This window comes from Roseateles sp. (genome assembly GCF_031397715.1).
In the GTDB taxonomy this organism is placed as follows: domain Bacteria; phylum Pseudomonadota; class Gammaproteobacteria; order Burkholderiales; family Burkholderiaceae_C; genus Paucibacter_A.
Window position 1 is genome coordinate 1 of record NZ_JANNMI010000079.1, and the last position, 14681, is coordinate 14681.

A 14681-nucleotide genomic window follows, 5' to 3' on the forward strand; every position below is an offset into this window, starting at 1 on the left:
GACCTGATCGAGCCGGTCGACCGTGGTCAGGTGGGTGGACTCACCGCGCCCAACCAGCCGGCCCTCGGGCACCAGGGCCGCACCGATCTTGCCCGACTCGGTCGCCAAGACCTTGGTGTAGCCGAGATTGGTCTGCGCGCGCTCGACGTTAGCGGCGGAGACCGCCAACAGCGCCTCGGTCTGTTTGACTGCTGTGACCGCGTCTTCATAGTCTTGCTGGCTGATGGCGTTTTCTTTGACCAGCGGCGCTAGGCGCTTTTCTTTGGCGCGGGCACTGGCCAGATTGGCGCTGGAGCGGGCCTGGTCGGCCATCGCATCGTTGAGCGCAATGCGGTAGGGCGTGGGGTCGATCGAATAGAGCAGTTGGCCCTTCTTGACCTCACTGCCCTCGACAAAATGGCGCTGCTCCAGAATGCCTTCAACCCGGGCGCGCACCTCGACCGAGCGGAAGGCGGCGACACGGCCGACATACTCGTTCACCACCGGCACCGTCTCGGCGCGGGAGGCCACCACCCTGACCTCGGCCGGTGGCGGTTTCGGGGCCGCCGCAGGCGTTTTCTTCTGGCAAGCGCTCAAGCTGGCACTCGCCAACAGAATCCAGATCAGGGCCAGCTTGGTCCGCGTGATCATGCCGAAGTGCTTGTGCATGGATGAGCTTCTTTCTTGGCAGCAGAGTCGAAAAAACGCCGGCTGTCCCTGACGCGGTGGGGCTACCTCAGCAGGCGCGACTATAGCGGCAGCCCGCGAGTTTGGCTGGGTGCTTGCGTCGTTAGGCCGCTGCGGCGGTTCTGGCGCTTCAGGCGTCTCGGTCGGCCGGCTGCAAATCAAACTGCAGCGCAGCCAGCCTGGCGTAGAGCCCGCCGCGTGCCGTCAATTCGGCATGGCTGCCGATGTCCACAATGCGGCCATGCTCCATCACCACAATGCGGTCGGCGCGCTGCACGGTGGCCAAGCGGTGCGCAATCACCAGGGTCGTGCGGTGCTGCATCGCGGCTTCAAGTGCCGCTTGAACCATGCGTTCGCTTTCGGCGTCGAGCGCACTGGTGGCTTCGTCCAGCAGCAAGAGCGGCGGATTCTTCAACATCGCCCGCGCAATGCTGATGCGCTGGCGTTGGCCGCCCGACAAGCGGGTGCCGCGTTCGCCCAGAAAGGTCGTGTAACCCTCGGGTAGGCGGCGGATGAAGTCATCGGCAAAGGCGGCTTCGGCTGCCTGGATGACTTCGGCGTCGCTGGCGCCCGGGCGGCCATAACGGATATTCTCCATGGCGCTGGTCGAGAAGATCACGCTGTCTTGCGGCACCAAGCCGATACCCGCCCGCAAGGTGGCCAAGCTCAGCGCATCAGTGGGCACGTCGTTCAAACGAATGACGCCGCTCTGGGCGTCGTAAAAGCGCAAGAGCAAATGGAACACGGTGCTCTTGCCCGCGCCGCTGGGCCCCACCAAGGCAATGGTTTCGCCGGGCTCAATATTGAGCGAAAAGTCTTGCAAGGCGGCTTGCTTTGGGCGCGAGGGGTAATTGAAGTTGACTTGCTCCAGGCGCAGTGCGCTGCCGCCCGGCATGGCCGGCAAGGCCAGCGCTTGGGCCGGCTCAGCCACGGCCGAGCGGCTGGCCAGCAACTCCATCAGGCGCTCGGTCGCGCCGGCCGCGCGCAGCACATCGCCGTACACCTCGGCCAGCACCGCCACGCTGCTGACCAACAAAATCACGTAGATGATGGTCTGGCCCAAATGGCCGGCAGAAATCTTGCCTGCCAAAACCGCCTGCGTGCCCTGGTACAAGCCCCATAAAAGCGCGGCAAAGGTGGCGGTGATGATGAAGGCGACCAGCCCTGAGCGCACCAAAGCGCGCTTGCGGGCGGTCTCAAAGGCGTTCTCGCTGGCGAGCGCAAAACGCCCGGCCTCGGCGGCTTCTTGCGTATAGCTTTGCACCACCGGCACGGCGTTCAAGACCTCGGCGGCGATCGCGCTGGTGTCGGCCACGCGGTCCTGCGCCGAGCGGCTGAGCTTGCGCACTCGGCGGCCAAAATAGATCGCCGGCAGCAGCACAAAGATCAGAATGCCCAGCACCTGCGTCATCACCAGCGGGTTGGTGGCGATCAGCATGCCCATCGCACCCACGCCCATCACCAAGCTGCGCAAGCCCATCGAAAAGCTGGAGCCGACGACGGTTTGCACGACGGTGGTGTCGGTGGTGATGCGGCTCAAGACCTCGCCGGTTTGAGTGGTTTCAAAGAACTCCGGGCTTTGCTTGAGCACATGGCCAGAGACCGCATTGCGCAGGTCGGCCGTGACGCGTTCACCCAACCAGGTGACGGCGTAAAAACGCGCCGCCGAGAACAGACCCAAGGCCGCGCCGACGGCGAACAGGGCCAAAAAATGTTCGCGCAGCGCCATCAAACGCTCGCCGCCATCGGCCGCACCGCCCATGCCCTGATCGACCAGCCCGCGCAGGGCCAGCGGGAAGGTCAGGGTGGCCATTGCGGCCAGCACCAAGAAGACCAGGGCAATCAGAATGCGGCCCAGAAAGGGCCGCAAAAAAGGCCTCAAGCCGCTGAGTGAGCGTGGATTGCCGGTCTTGGCGGCGGCAGATACTTCGGTTTTTGGCATGGCGGCAGTGTATGCGGCCAGGCTCTTTGGACTTAGAGGTTGCTCGCGAACAGCCGTCTGACGAACAAGTCCTTGAAGCTCTTGGCATCGGCCAAACCGAGTCGCTCAAGATAGGCGGACGGCACCGCTTTCGCGCCGCCCAAGCTGCTCAAAATCATGCCGACCAATTCAACCGGATGATGGCTGGCATGTTTGAGCTTCTTGAGCGCGCGCACGATGGTCAGCTCGTCCTCGGTCAAATCGGTGCCGAAGGGAAAGTCGGGCAGCACGCCGCTATTTCTCCAGGGCCGCAAATGCTCGCGCAGCATTGCGGGGCTGTTGTTTTGTGCCGCGAGGGGGATTTCGTAGTGGGCCGCCAACTTGCCATGCGCCTTGGCTGCTTGCATCAGCGCGCTCTGGAAGCGCGAGTCGGCAATATTCAGCAAGCGCTTGATGCATTCCGAGTCGGTGCAGCCGCGCAGATCGGCGACACCGTATTCGGTGATGACGATGTCGCGCAAATGGCGGGGAATGGTGCAGTTGGCATAGCTCCAGACAATGCTGCTGAGCAAGCCGTCTTGGTTGTCATGGGTGGACCGAAGCATCAGCACGGCGCGCGCGTCGGGCAGGGCGTGGCCCATGGCGACAAAGTTGTACTGGCCGCCAACGCCCGACACCATTTGCCCGGACTCCAGCCCATCGGATGAGGCCGCGCCCAAGAGGGTGACCTTCATGGTGGTGTTCATGAGCCGGGCCTTGACCCTTTGCGCCCGTTTGAGCGCTTCACTGCCCTTGGCGTCGCCCGCGAGTTCATTGATGAAGCCGATGCGCGTCATGTCGATCAAAGCCAGTTGCTCGGCCGGCAGCTCGCGCAGACGTTGGTAGAAGTCGCGCGGCCCGAGAAAGAAGCCGCCGTGCATGATGGTCGCGCCGAGCCAGCAGGGTCCGAGCAGGTGTTGTGCGATCAACTCCATGGCCTCGGCGTCGCCCAGATCATTGGCTACCGACAGCTCGCCCAGCCAAAGCCGGTCTGCAGCGATGTGGACACCGGGTTTGAAAATGCCGTGCAAGCACAGGTAATCGATGTCAGCGCGGCGCAGTGGCGAGCTGATTCGTCCGCGCTGCAGCAGCGCTTGCAAAGCCTGCAGGTCCGGCGTCGGCCCCAGGGCGCCCTGTACGGCCAAGTCCTGCAGGTCAAGGTCACTGAAGACACGGCGGCGAATCAGGCCCGCGTCGATCAGGCGCATGAAACCGTTGACGAACATTTCGGAGCAGCCATACAGCCCCTGCTTGAATGGCCCCATTTCACGCCCGCTCAGGTCGCCATGGCAGAGTTTTCCGAGAATCTCGGCGAAGGCCTGACCTTGCTGATCACGCACGATCAAGGCTTGCGCGATGGCGTCGCCGAGCGAGCCAATGCCAATTTGCAAGGTACCACCGTCGACCACCAAGCTCGCGGCATGTAGGCCGATGGCGTAGTCGGCCCAGGTGATGGCGGCATTGGGCGGCGCAAACACCGTGTGGCTGCAGCCCGGCCCGTCCAGCACCAGGTCAAACAAATGGGCTGGCGCCACAGCACTGCCGGGCATGAACGGCAAATCATGATTGACCATCGCCACGGCCAGCAAGGGGCGGCCCTGTGCTTGCATGCGCTCGACCAGATCAAAGGTCAGGTCGGGGTTGCAGGAGAGCGAATACTCAGGCTTGCCTTGTGCGTCGATGCGGCTCGCCACCGCCTGCGCAATCACGTTGACGCCCTGCTGCATCATGTCGCGCACGGCAAAGCTGTAGTTGGTGCAGACGAAGCTTTGTTGAGCGTCGGCGTTGCCCAAGTAATCGCCGGTCTTCATGAAAAACTCATAAACCTCGACATTCGCCGGCAGGCCAGCGCCGCGCAAATCTTTGACGTAATCGAGGTCGGGGTAGTCACCAAACACGCGCGCTACCAGCGGCGTCAGAAAATGTGATTCCAGCGATGATTTGCCCTGCGGCTTCTCCAGCGACAAGGCCGTGAACAACTTCAAGCGGCGCTCCGGCAAGCCAACCACGCGCCGGTACAGCGCATTGACAAGCGGATTGGGTTTACCGGCGCCAAGCGGAATGGCCATCACAAGGTCACCCTGCACGCGCAGCAGGATTTCGTCAACCATGGCGTCAAGATCAGAAAGCAATGGGCCGCCAGAGCTGAGCTGGCTTTGAGTGCTGTGCATTTTTTGTCTCCGTTTTGCTCATTGTTTGAGCTGTTTTATCGATCAAGCGCATAAATTCTCACGCTGGCCAAAGCAAACGAATTTGATATAAGGCAATCAATATGACCGTTGAATGACGGTGTCGCGCCCATAGAGATCAAGGGTTTTTACTATTTTTTGCATGTGGTGAAATACGCCGAGTAAATTTGAGTTACCAATCGCACATGCAAATACCCCTGCACACGGAATTGAAGCCCCCGGCCTGGCTTGAGGAATTGAATCGTTGGACTCGAAGGCTGGGCCAGCCCTGGGCATTGCTGCTGGCATGCGCACTCGGCGCGCTCGCCGCGGTGGGGCTGGGGCAGTTGCTGATTTCTTTGCTCGGGGTGGGCGACCGGCTCGAATTGGCCGTCGGCGTCGGTCTGTGCGCCTTGCTTGTGGCCGGCCTGCTCGGAGCCATGCTGATGAGCTTGAGTGCCTATGCTGAGCGCTTGTTGCTGCAAGTGCGGCGCTATTCCAATATGGACGCCTTGACCGGCGTCGTCAATCGGCGCTCCTTTTTGGATCTGATCGAGCGTGAATGGGCGCTGGCAAAACGCTACGAGACCACCTGCGCCTTGGTGCTGCTGGACGTTGACCATTTCAAGAGCGTCAATGACGGCTTCGGCCATGGCTGTGGCGATCTGCTTTTATGCCGAATTGCCGAAGCCTGCGGCGAGACGCTGCGCCAAGGCGATGTGCTGTCGAGGTTTGGCGGTGGGGAGTTCATTCTTTTCCTGCCCCACACCGAACCCTTGGGGGCTTTGGACGTCGCCGAGCGGATTCGCGAGCGCGTGCTGGGTTTGGACTTCGGTTGGAATGGTCACAGCATTCCTGTCAGCGTCAGCTTGGGCGTCGCGGCTTTGCAGCATGAGCACACGGCGCTGGAGCATTTCGTCAAGGCAGCCGAGCTCGCCTTGCAAAGCGCCAAGAGTTCGGGGCGCAATTGCGTGCGGGTCGGTGAGAATCTTTCCATTGGCCGCCACGCCGGGCCGGACCGAAAGCAAGCGCTGAGTTGAGCCGGCTGTTATTGCTGTTGTTGTTGCAGCAACTTCATGGCGCCCGCATAACCCGTCATTTCCAAGTAGCCCAGTCCTAAACGCCGGCCATCTGCGCTCAGCAGCTCTGAAGCCCCCTCCCAATAACGCATGCCGGTGCTGGCGCGTGCATCGACCTCTTGCGCATCGAGCAAAGCGCGCAAGTGGACGCTGCCTTGCGGCGTGTTGATGTGCCATTCGACCGGGTAGTGGGCGCCACTGGCCGGGCTGCGCCACAGCCGCTGCGGCAGCAGCTTGACCTGCTCGGGCGCAAAGCTCTCGGTTTGCCCGCCGGGGCGGCGCCAGCTGCCGCCGGCCCAGAGCTGCGAGCCGTCGGCCCGGCGCAGCCTGAAGACCGTCAGCGCGCCGCCGTCGGCCAGATTCACACCGGCCCAGTCCCAGCCGACCGCCTGCTCGCCGCCCTGGGTTCCCAGCAAGTTGTCGCTCCATTCATGGTCGAGCCAAGAGCGCCCGCTGAGTTGGTGGGTCTTGCCGCCGAGCTGCAGCTGCGCCTCGGTCTGCAACTGCACCTGGCTGTAGTAATGGCTGAACTGCGCGGGGTCGGGGCCTTTGCGCGACAGCCCTTGCTGGCCTTGCAGCAACGGTGCCTGCGTGGTTTGCAGGCGCAGGGCTAGCGCGAAGCCGCCCGTCTTGCTGGCGAAGCCGGCGCGGTAGCCGGCCTCGTTTCTTTTCAAGAACCAGTCGCGCAGATGCACATCGCAATCGCTTTCGCTGGCCTCGGCGATGCCGAAGCCGGCGCGCGCCAGGCGCTGATCATGGTGCAGTTGGGCGCCGGCCAGATCGGTGACGGCGGCGTGTGCCAGCAGCAGTTGGCGTGCTGCAAAGCGGCTCGGATGGTCAGGCGGCGCTGGGCCGCGCACCCGGAAGAAGGTCAGCTGGTAGCCGTAGCGCGGGCGGTCTGCGTCTTTCTCGCTCAGCACGCCGGTCAGGTACCACCACTCCAAGGCTTGCGCCGGATGAGCGCCGAAGTCGCGCGGGAACTGCAAGCCAGCGGGATAAGCGGCATAAGCGGGATAAGCGGGATAAGCGGGATAAGCGGCATAAGCGGCATAAGCGGGATGGGCGGGATGGGCCAGGGCGGCAAGCCCCAGCGCTTGCATCAGGCTGCGCCTGCGCAGGGGAGCCAAATTCATCACCAGTCCTCCTTGACGGCGCGCACCACGTCGGCGTCGGTGGCGCGCCAGGCCGCCAGCAGCGACGCCGCCACGCCGGCCAGAAATACCGCAGCCAACAAGGCCAGCAAGCGCGGCCAGGGCAGGCTCATGTCCATGCTCCAGTGAAAACTCTGTGGGTTGACCACCCAGACCAGCACCGCGCTCAAGGCCAACCCCAGCGCCAAGCCGGCCAAGGCGCCGACCGCGCTGAGCAGCGCGGCCTCAAAGGCCAACAACCGCAACACGTCGCCGCGCGTCAGGCCCAGATGGCGCAACAGGCCGAACTCGCGCCGGCGCGCCAAGACCTGCGCCGACTGGCTGGCGGCGATGCCGAACAAGCCTATGCCCAAAGCCACCGCCTGCAGCCAATGGGTGACGGCAAAGCTGCGATCAAAGATTTGCAGTGACAAGGCCTTCAACTCGCCGACGGCGGCAAACTCCAAGTCCTCCGGGTTGCTGGGCTGCAAGGCCTTCAGCATGGGCGCGGCCTCGGCCGAGGCCAGGCCGGGTTTGAGCCAGATGTAGAGCTCGGTCAGCTGGGTGTCGCCGCTCCAGCGTTGGTAGTCACCCAAGCGCAGCATCAGCGCGCCGCTTTGGCGGGCGTAGTCGCGCCAGACGCCGCGCACATAGACAGCCCGCACGGGCCCTGCCGGCGTCAAACGCAAGCCCAGGCTTTGGCCCAGGCGCAGCTGCAGCTGATCACGCAAATTTTCGTTGATGTAGACGGGCAGGGCGCTGGATGAGGATGTATCGGCCGCATGCAGCGGCGCGGCCAAGGGAAGTTGCTCCTCTTGCAAGTCGCGGGCCATCAGGTCAATGGCTTCAGTGTGGCCGCTGATCCACACGCTGCCACTGCGCTGGCCGGCCACCTGCTCGGCCAAGCCGCTGGCACGCAGCGCTTGGGCATATTCAGGCGGCAAGGGCGCAGCTTGGCCGGCTTGCAGGCGCAGGCTGGAGCGCACGTAAAAATCTGCCGGCAGCATCTGCGCTAACCAGCTATTCAAGGAGTCTCTGAAACTCCCCACCATCACCAGCATGGCCACCGACAGGCTCAGCGCCACCAAGACGCCGGCCAAAGCGCGGCTGGCCTCGCCGGCCTGGTCGCGGGCGCGCTCGCGCACCAGCACCAGCAGCGCCGAGCCGCGCCAACGCTGGGGTAGCCAGGCCAATAACGCCAAACTCAAACGCAACAAGTCGGGCACGCAAGCAATGCCGCCCACCAGTAGCAAGAAAATCGCCCCGTAAGCCGCCAACGGCAGCTCGGGCCAAGCCGGCAGGGGCGGCACAAAAGCCAGCCCCAAGCCGCTCAAGAGCAAGGCGGGCCCGAGCCAGCGCGGCAGCGTCGGCTCCAACTCATTGCCCAGGCCGCGCAAGACCTGCGCCACCGGCATATGGCGCACGCTCCAGGCCGGCAAGGCCGAGGCCAGCACACTGATCAGCACGCCCAAAGAACCAAAAACGGCGGCGGCGCGCAGCTGTGCGGCACCGAGCTGCAAGCCGGCGCCGCCGGCCTTGCCCACTGCGAAGCCCAGATCGGCCCCCAAAACTTGCTGGCCGACGCTGGCCAAGGCATAGCCCAGCAGCAGCCCGGCCGCGCTGCCAGCCAAGCCCAGTGCCAAGCCCTCGGTCATGATCAAGCCCGCGCGCTCCTTGGCCGTCATGCCCAGCACGCCCAACAAAGCCAGTTGCGCCTGGCGCTGCGCGACGGACAAAGACATCACCGCAAAGACCAAAAAGCTGCCGGTGAACAAGGCCATCAGCGACAAGGCGCCCAGATTGACGCGGTAAGCCCGTGTCATCGCGTCCAGCCGCGTGCCCTCGTCGGGCGGTGGCGCGGCGCGCAGACCTGGGGCTAGAGCTAAGGCGTTACTTGCCAACCAGGCTTGGGCGTTTTGGCCCGGCTCCAGGCGCAAGTCGATGCGGTCGAGCTGGCCCAAGCGGCCCAGCAACAGCTGCGCGCCGGCCAGGTCCATCACCAGCAGCGGCGAGCCGGTGGCCGCGATGGGCGGGCCCAGGGCAAAGTCCAGGCTTTGCGCCGCGCCGCTGGCAAGCGCTGCTCGCAAGCTCAGGCGCTCGATTTTGTTGCCCAAGCCGCCCAAGCGGGCCATCGCGGCCGGGTTGAGGAAGACCGTGGCCGGGTCGAGCAAGCTTGAAATGGACTTCAGCTCGGTCGGCATCAGCTCCGGGCTGAGCGGGCCGGACTGCAAGACATCCAGCCCGATCACCCGCAAATTGAAGCGTTTGCCGTCGGCGCCGACCGCTTGGGCTTGGCCCTCCAGCACCGGCGCTACCAGGCTCAGGCCCGGCAGCGCAGCGATTTGGCCGTAAATGCGCTCGTCCAGCGCGCCGTCGGTTCCGCGCAGCACCAAGTCGGGCCGACCATTCAGGCTCGTTGCCGCCTTGGAGAATTCACTCAAGGCGCTGCTATTGAGCAAATGCACCGCGTAGGCCAGCGCCACGCCCAGCATGATGGACAGCAGGGCCAGCACTTGCCGGCCGGCCTGGTGCCGCAGAGCTGGCCACGACAGCTGGGTCAGCCAGGCCCAGCTCAAGTTAGAACCTGTGCTTTGAGGTCTAGCGCCGTGATGCCTTGCTCGGTCATGCGCAGGCAGCGGTCGGCGCGCGCCGCCGCCCGCTCGGAGTGCGTGACGAGCAAACAGGCCGAACCCTGCGCATGCACTTGCTCCAGCAACAGATCCAGCACGGCGGACGCATTGCGGGCATCGAGATTGCCGGTCGGCTCATCCGCCAAGACCAGGGCAGGGCGGTGCACCAGCGCACGCGCAATCGCCACGCGTTGCAACTGCCCACCGGACAACTGGCGCGGCATGCGCAAACCCAGCTCGCCCAGACCCACCGCGTCCAGCATGGCTTGCACGCGCTGCGGGTCGGGTCGTTTCAACAGCAGCAGCGGCAGGCCGACATTGGCCGCCACATTCAAATGCGGCAAGACATGAAAAGCCTGGAACACAAAGCCCAGATGTTCCCGTCGCAGCAGCGCCCGCTCGCTTTCGCCCAGCCGACCCAGCTCCGCGCCGGCCAGGTGCACGCTGCCGGCGCTCGCCTCGTCCAGCCCGGCCAGACAGTTCAAGAGCGTGGACTTGCCCGAGCCGGATTCGCCCAATAGCGCTACCAACTCACCGGCTTGCAGGCGCAAATCAATGCCGGCAAAAACCGGCGTGGCACAAAAGCTTTTGGCCAGGCCGATGGCTTCAAGAACCGGCATTTGAAGTCGTCAGCAAGCGTTGCAGCGTGGCCAGCAGATGCGGCTTGGCTTGCGGGTCATCGCAGGCGATCACATGGCGCTGCGGGCTGGCGCGCAACCAGGTCAGTTGGCGCTTGGCCAGTTGACGGGTGGCAATGGTGCCACGCTCGGCCAGGTCTTTGAAGTCGTTCTTGTCAAACGCCTCCCAGGCTTGACGGTAGCCGACGCAGCGCATCGCGGGCAGATCGGCATGCAGATCGCCGCGCGCGCGCAAGGCCCTCACCTCATCAAGCAGGCCATTTTTGAGCATCTGATCGAATCGATTGCCCAAGCGCTGATGCAGCCAAGCGCGGTCGCTGGGTTCGAGTGAAATCATCGGCCAATCGACCGCGCCTTCGCGTTGCTGGTGCAATTCACTCATGGGTTTGCCGGCCAAGCGACACACTTCAAGTGCCCGTTGAATGCGTTGCGCGTCGTTGGGAGCCAAGCGTGCCGCCGTGACGGGGTCCAGGCTTGCCAGCTCGGCATGCAGAGCCGGCCAACCCAGCTCCGCCGCACGGGCATCCAACTCGGCGCGCAGCGCGGGAACGCCTTGCGGCAACTCGCTCAAGCCCGAGTGCAGGGCGTTGAAGTACAGCATGGTGCCGCCGACCAGCAGCGGTAGCCGCCCGCGAGCCAACACTTCGGCGGCAATTTGCTTGGCTTCGACCACAAACTGACCCGCCGAATAGGCGTCCAGTGGGTCAATCAAGTCGATCAAATGATGCGGCACAGCGGCCCGCTCAGTCGCTGTGGGCTTGGCCGTGCCAATGTCCATGCCGCGGTATACCAGCGCCGAATCGACGCTGATGATCTCCACCGGCAAGACCTGCGCAATCTCCAGCGCAAACGCCGTTTTGCCCGCACCGGTCGGCCCGGCCAAACAGATCGGGCTTTTAAATGGGGTCAGGTTCATTTAATTTGGCCCCATTCCCGTCTCATTGCTCGCGTCATCAATCAAAGCGCTCCCAAGGCGTCAAGAAGCGCCATTGCCCGACCGGCAGATTGCCCAGATTGATGCGCCCGATGCGCACGCGCTTCAAGCCCACGACCTTCAGCCCGACCTGCTCGCACATGCGGCGGATCTGCCGCTTGCGGCCTTCACGCAAGACAAAGCGCAGCTGGTCTTCATTCGCCCAGCTGACCTTGGCCGGCTTCAGTTGTTGGCCGTCCAGCTCAAGCCCATGGTTGAGCAGCGCCATATCGGCTTCGGGGAAACTGCCGTCGGCGCTCTTCACGCCATCACGGCCGGGGTACTCGACCCGCACCAGATATTCCTTCTCGATCTTGGAGTCCTCCCCGATCAGCAGCTTGGCGATGCGACCGTCCTGGGTCAGCACCAGCAATCCGGTCGAGTCGATGTCCAAGCGGCCGGCCGGCGCCAAGCCGCGGCTGTGGCCGAGGTGGTACTTGATGCCGGAGGTGTCTTCGGCCCAATGGCTGTCGGACTTGATCAAGGTCGCGGCGTTCTCATAGCCATCTTCGGCTTGGCCCGAGACCCAGCCGATCGGCTTGTGCAAAAGAATGGTGACGCGCTTGGCCTGCTCCTTGTTGGCGAGCTGGTCAACCTCGATCTTGACGTCCGGCAGTACCCGTTGGCCCAACACGGCCATCTTGCCGTCGACCCGCACCCAGCCGGCCGCAATCCATTCGTCGGCCTCGCGGCGCGAGGCCATGCCCAACACGCCCATGTGCTTGGACAGGCGCACGCCCTCGCCGCGCGAGTCCACATAATCCTCATCCTCATCGTCATCACCGAGCTGGCGGCTCAGTTGCGCGGCGGCCGCACGCAGGTGCTCGGGCAACTGCTTGGCGGCTTGCTGTGAGTAATGCGCGCCGGGGCCGGACGGGCCTCGTGATTGACTTGGATGTCCTGCGTGACTGCCCTGACCGGGCCTGGGGCCGCTGGCGCGGCGCTGATCCTGGCGATTGAAATTGCTTTGGCCTTGGTCCTCGCGCTGCTGATGACCAGCTTGGCCGCGGTCGTCATACCGGGGCCGTTGCTGGTATTGCTGTTGCTGCTGATCGCGTGGATCTTGCGAGTAGCGATTGGGTTCGCGCGGGGCGTTGTAATTGCCGCCACCGCCGCCCTGGTAGGGCTGCCGCGGGCGGTCGTATTGACCCTGACCCTGACCCTGACCCTGCTGCTCTTGGCGCGGGCGGTCGTAGTGCTGCTGCGGGTATGGCTGCTGCGGGCGCCGGTCGTCGTAACGCGGGCCTTGCTGATCACGCGAGTCACGTGAATCGCGTGAATCGCGTGAATCCCGCATAGGTGGCCGCTCGCTCGTGCGCTGCTGGCCTTGATAAGCGCCGGGGCGGCGCTCTTCATAGCGCGGGCCTTCGTCGCGAGGGCCACGTGAATCCCGGCCATCACGCTCGGGTGGCCGGCCGTAGCCGGGCTGCGGACGTCGCTCCTCATAGCGCGGGCCTTCGTCACGACGCGGCCCACCTTGGTAGCCACCTTGGTTTGCGCCTTGATGACCGGCGTGACGTGGGCCCTCATGACGTGGACCCTCATGGCGTGGGCCATCGCGGCGCGGTCCGCTATCGGCAGCACGCACTGGCTGGCCCGGGCCGGCCTGGCCTTGGCGCGGCCATTCCGAGCGTTGGCCGGCGCGGTTTTGCTCGTACTGCGCCTGGCGCTCCTGCCGGTCGGCCTGCGCGCCCTCCAGGCTTTGGCGCGGGCGCGAAACGCCCTTGCCGCGTACCGGCGCGCGGCGTTCACCGTCCGGTCGACTGGAACCACTGGGGCCAGGTTTCTTTTTATTATTTAATTTCAAGGTGGCCATAAAGGGCTCCATCACAAAAAGCGGTCGCGTCTATCGTCATGCAACAAGCATGCCGTCAGCGGCCGCGTAAAAACAAGGCATCGAGTTCGCGTAGGGTCAGCTGGCGCCAAGTCGGCCGACCATGATTGCATTGATCGGCGCGCTCGGTACGTTCCATATCGCGCAAGAGGCCGTTCATTTCTTCCAGTGTCAGCTGGCGATTGGCGCGCACGGCGCCGTGGCAGGCCATGGTGGCGAGGATCTCATGCTGCGCCCGCTCAATGGCATGGCTGGCATCAAACTGCGCCAGCTCGGCCAGCACGCTGCGCACCAGCTCGATCACATCGCCGCCGGCCAGCGCCGCCGGCCGGGCGCGCACCGCCAGCATCTTGGCCGACAGCGGCGCCACATCCATGCCGAGCTTCTCCAGCGTCTGGGCGTGCGCCTCGGCGCTGGCAATTTCCTGCGCGGTGGCGGCAAAGGTGATCGGAATCAACAGCGGCTGCGACTCGATCGCCGCCGCGCCCAGGCTGGCCTTGAGGCGCTCGTAGACCACCCGCTCATGGGCGGCGTGCATATCGACAATGATCAGTCCTTGCGCGTTCTCGGCCAGCACATAAACGCCCTGGATCTGCGCGATGGCGCGGCCCAGCGGCCAGTCATGCTGGGGCAGGGAAGAAGAAGGTTCGGGGCGAGCTTGCTTGAAATCCGCCTGGCCATACAGCGTTGCGACCTCGGCCAAGCCCAAGGAGGCCTGTGCGGTATGTGCAATCGGCGGCCGCCAGCTGTTGGCGGCGTGGCCGTGAGCAGCGTTAGCAGCATAAGCCGCGCCGGGTTCGCGCACCTGCGGCTCGGCCGCCGGCGCAAACCAGGCCGGCGGGTTGCCGGGCGAGGGGCGAAAGCCGGCTGCTGCGGCGGCGGCAGCGATTGCCACGGCAGGAGTTTCATCGGCGGCCGAACGCGACAGCGCCAGCGCATCCTGCACCGCATAGCGCACCTGCTGATGGATCTCGCGGCCGTCTCTGAACCTGACCTCGATCTTGGTCGGATGCACATTGACGTCGACCCGGTCGGGCGCGATCTCGATGAACAGCACATAGCTGGGTTGGCGCTGGCCGTGCAAGACGTCTTCATAGGCGGAGCGGATGCCGTGCGCAATCAGCTTGTCGCGCACAAAGCGGCCGTTGACATAGACGTACTGCATGTCGGCGCGGCTGCGCGCGGCCTCGGGCAGGCCGGCGCGGCCGTAGATCCGCAACGGCCCGCGCTCCGAGTAAACGGCGCGGCTGGCGGCCATGAACTCGGCCCCCAAGACATCGCCGAGCCGCTGCTCCGACGAGGCAATCCGCCATTGCTCGACCAGCTTGCCTTCATGCCAGGCGGCGAAGCCGACATCCGGGCGGGCCAGCGCGTGGCGGCGCAGCGCCTCCAGGCAATGCGCCAGCTCGGTCGCGTCGGTCTTGAGGAATTTGCGCCTTGCCGGCGTGCTGAAAAACAATTCACGCACCTCGACCGAGGTGCCGCGCGAACGCGCCGCCGGCTGCAGCTCGCCCGAGCGGGCGTCGAGCCGGTGGGCGTGGGCCGCGCCCTCGCAGCGACTCAGCAGCGCCATCTCGGCGACCGAGGAGATGGCGGCCAGCGC

10 protein-coding genes are annotated in these 14681 nt (G+C 64.7%); 1 reads left to right on the plus strand and 9 read right to left on the minus strand.

What is annotated here, in order from left to right; all coding sequences use genetic code 11:
• The 3 genes from RMO57_RS03490 to RMO57_RS03500 all read right to left on the minus strand — a co-directional run.
• Nucleotides 1-648, minus strand: a 648-nt coding sequence (locus RMO57_RS03490; protein ID WP_310384262.1) for an efflux RND transporter periplasmic adaptor subunit, incomplete at its 3' end; no start/stop codon positions are given.
• 148 nt (nt 649-796) lie between these two features.
• Nucleotides 797-2608 (minus strand): ABC transporter transmembrane domain-containing protein, encoded by a 1812-nt coding sequence (locus tag RMO57_RS03495; protein ID WP_310384264.1) that lies wholly within the window; start codon nt 2606-2608, stop codon nt 797-799.
• A 32-nt stretch (nt 2609-2640) separates the two neighbouring features.
• A complete protein-coding gene (locus RMO57_RS03500; RefSeq protein ID WP_310384266.1) occupies nt 2641-4797 on the minus strand; it encodes an acetyl-CoA hydrolase/transferase C-terminal domain-containing protein in 2157 nt (718 codons plus the stop codon).
• Nucleotides 4798-5000: 203 nt separating this feature from the next.
• Here RMO57_RS03500 and RMO57_RS03505 point away from each other — a divergent pair, with 203 nt between their 5' ends.
• On the plus strand, nt 5001-5834 hold the full coding sequence (locus RMO57_RS03505; RefSeq protein ID WP_310384268.1) for a GGDEF domain-containing protein: 834 nt from the start codon (nt 5001-5003) through the stop codon (nt 5832-5834).
• A gap of 8 nt (nt 5835-5842) precedes the next feature.
• Here RMO57_RS03505 and RMO57_RS03510 read toward each other — a convergent pair whose 3' ends face one another.
• From RMO57_RS03510 to mutL, 6 genes are all read right to left on the minus strand, one after another.
• A complete protein-coding gene (locus RMO57_RS03510) occupies nt 5843-7006 on the minus strand; it encodes a carotenoid 1,2-hydratase (protein ID WP_310384271.1) in 1164 nt (387 codons plus the stop codon).
• Nucleotides 7006-9579, minus strand: a complete 2574-nt coding sequence (locus RMO57_RS03515) for an ABC transporter permease (protein WP_310384273.1) — start codon at nt 9577-9579, stop codon at nt 7006-7008. Before RMO57_RS03515 ends, RMO57_RS03510 begins: the two co-directional genes overlap by 1 nt.
• Nucleotides 9576-10253 carry an ABC transporter ATP-binding protein gene (locus tag RMO57_RS03520; protein WP_310384275.1) on the minus strand — a complete coding sequence of 226 codons (678 nt, stop codon included), beginning with the start codon at nt 10251-10253 and terminating at the stop codon, nt 9576-9578. The genes RMO57_RS03515 and RMO57_RS03520 overlap by 4 nt, the downstream gene beginning before the upstream one ends.
• Nucleotides 10240-11187 carry a tRNA (adenosine(37)-N6)-dimethylallyltransferase MiaA gene (gene miaA, locus RMO57_RS03525; protein WP_310384277.1) on the minus strand — a complete coding sequence of 316 codons (948 nt, stop codon included), beginning with the start codon at nt 11185-11187 and terminating at the stop codon, nt 10240-10242. The genes RMO57_RS03520 and miaA overlap by 14 nt, the downstream gene beginning before the upstream one ends.
• 37 nt (nt 11188-11224) lie before the next feature.
• Nucleotides 11225-13060, minus strand: a complete 1836-nt coding sequence (locus RMO57_RS03530; RefSeq protein WP_310384279.1) for a pseudouridine synthase — start codon at nt 13058-13060, stop codon at nt 11225-11227.
• A gap of 55 nt (nt 13061-13115) precedes the next feature.
• A partial coding sequence (mutL, locus tag RMO57_RS03535) for a DNA mismatch repair endonuclease MutL (protein ID WP_310384281.1) occupies nt 13116-14681 on the minus strand: 1566 nt, incomplete at its 5' end.

Excerpts from the sequence above, each read along its gene's own strand:
- miaA (WP_310384277.1), bottom strand. The coding sequence starts at position 11,187 with ATGAACCTGACCCCATTTAAAAGCCCGATCTGTTTGGCCGGGCCGACC.
- RMO57_RS03530 (WP_310384279.1), bottom strand. The coding sequence starts at position 13,060 with ATGGCCACCTTGAAATTAAATAATAAAAAGAAACCTGGCCCCAGTGGT.
- RMO57_RS03510 (WP_310384271.1), bottom strand. The coding sequence starts at position 7,006 with ATGAATTTGGCTCCCCTGCGCAGGCGCAGCCTGATGCAAGCGCTGGGG.
- RMO57_RS03495 (WP_310384264.1), bottom strand. The coding sequence starts at position 2,608 with ATGCCAAAAACCGAAGTATCTGCCGCCGCCAAGACCGGCAATCCACGC.
- RMO57_RS03500 (WP_310384266.1), bottom strand. The coding sequence starts at position 4,797 with ATGCACAGCACTCAAAGCCAGCTCAGCTCTGGCGGCCCATTGCTTTCT.
- RMO57_RS03505 (WP_310384268.1), top strand. The coding sequence starts at position 5,001 with ATGCAAATACCCCTGCACACGGAATTGAAGCCCCCGGCCTGGCTTGAG.
- RMO57_RS03520 (WP_310384275.1), bottom strand. The coding sequence starts at position 10,253 with ATGCCGGTTCTTGAAGCCATCGGCCTGGCCAAAAGCTTTTGTGCCACG.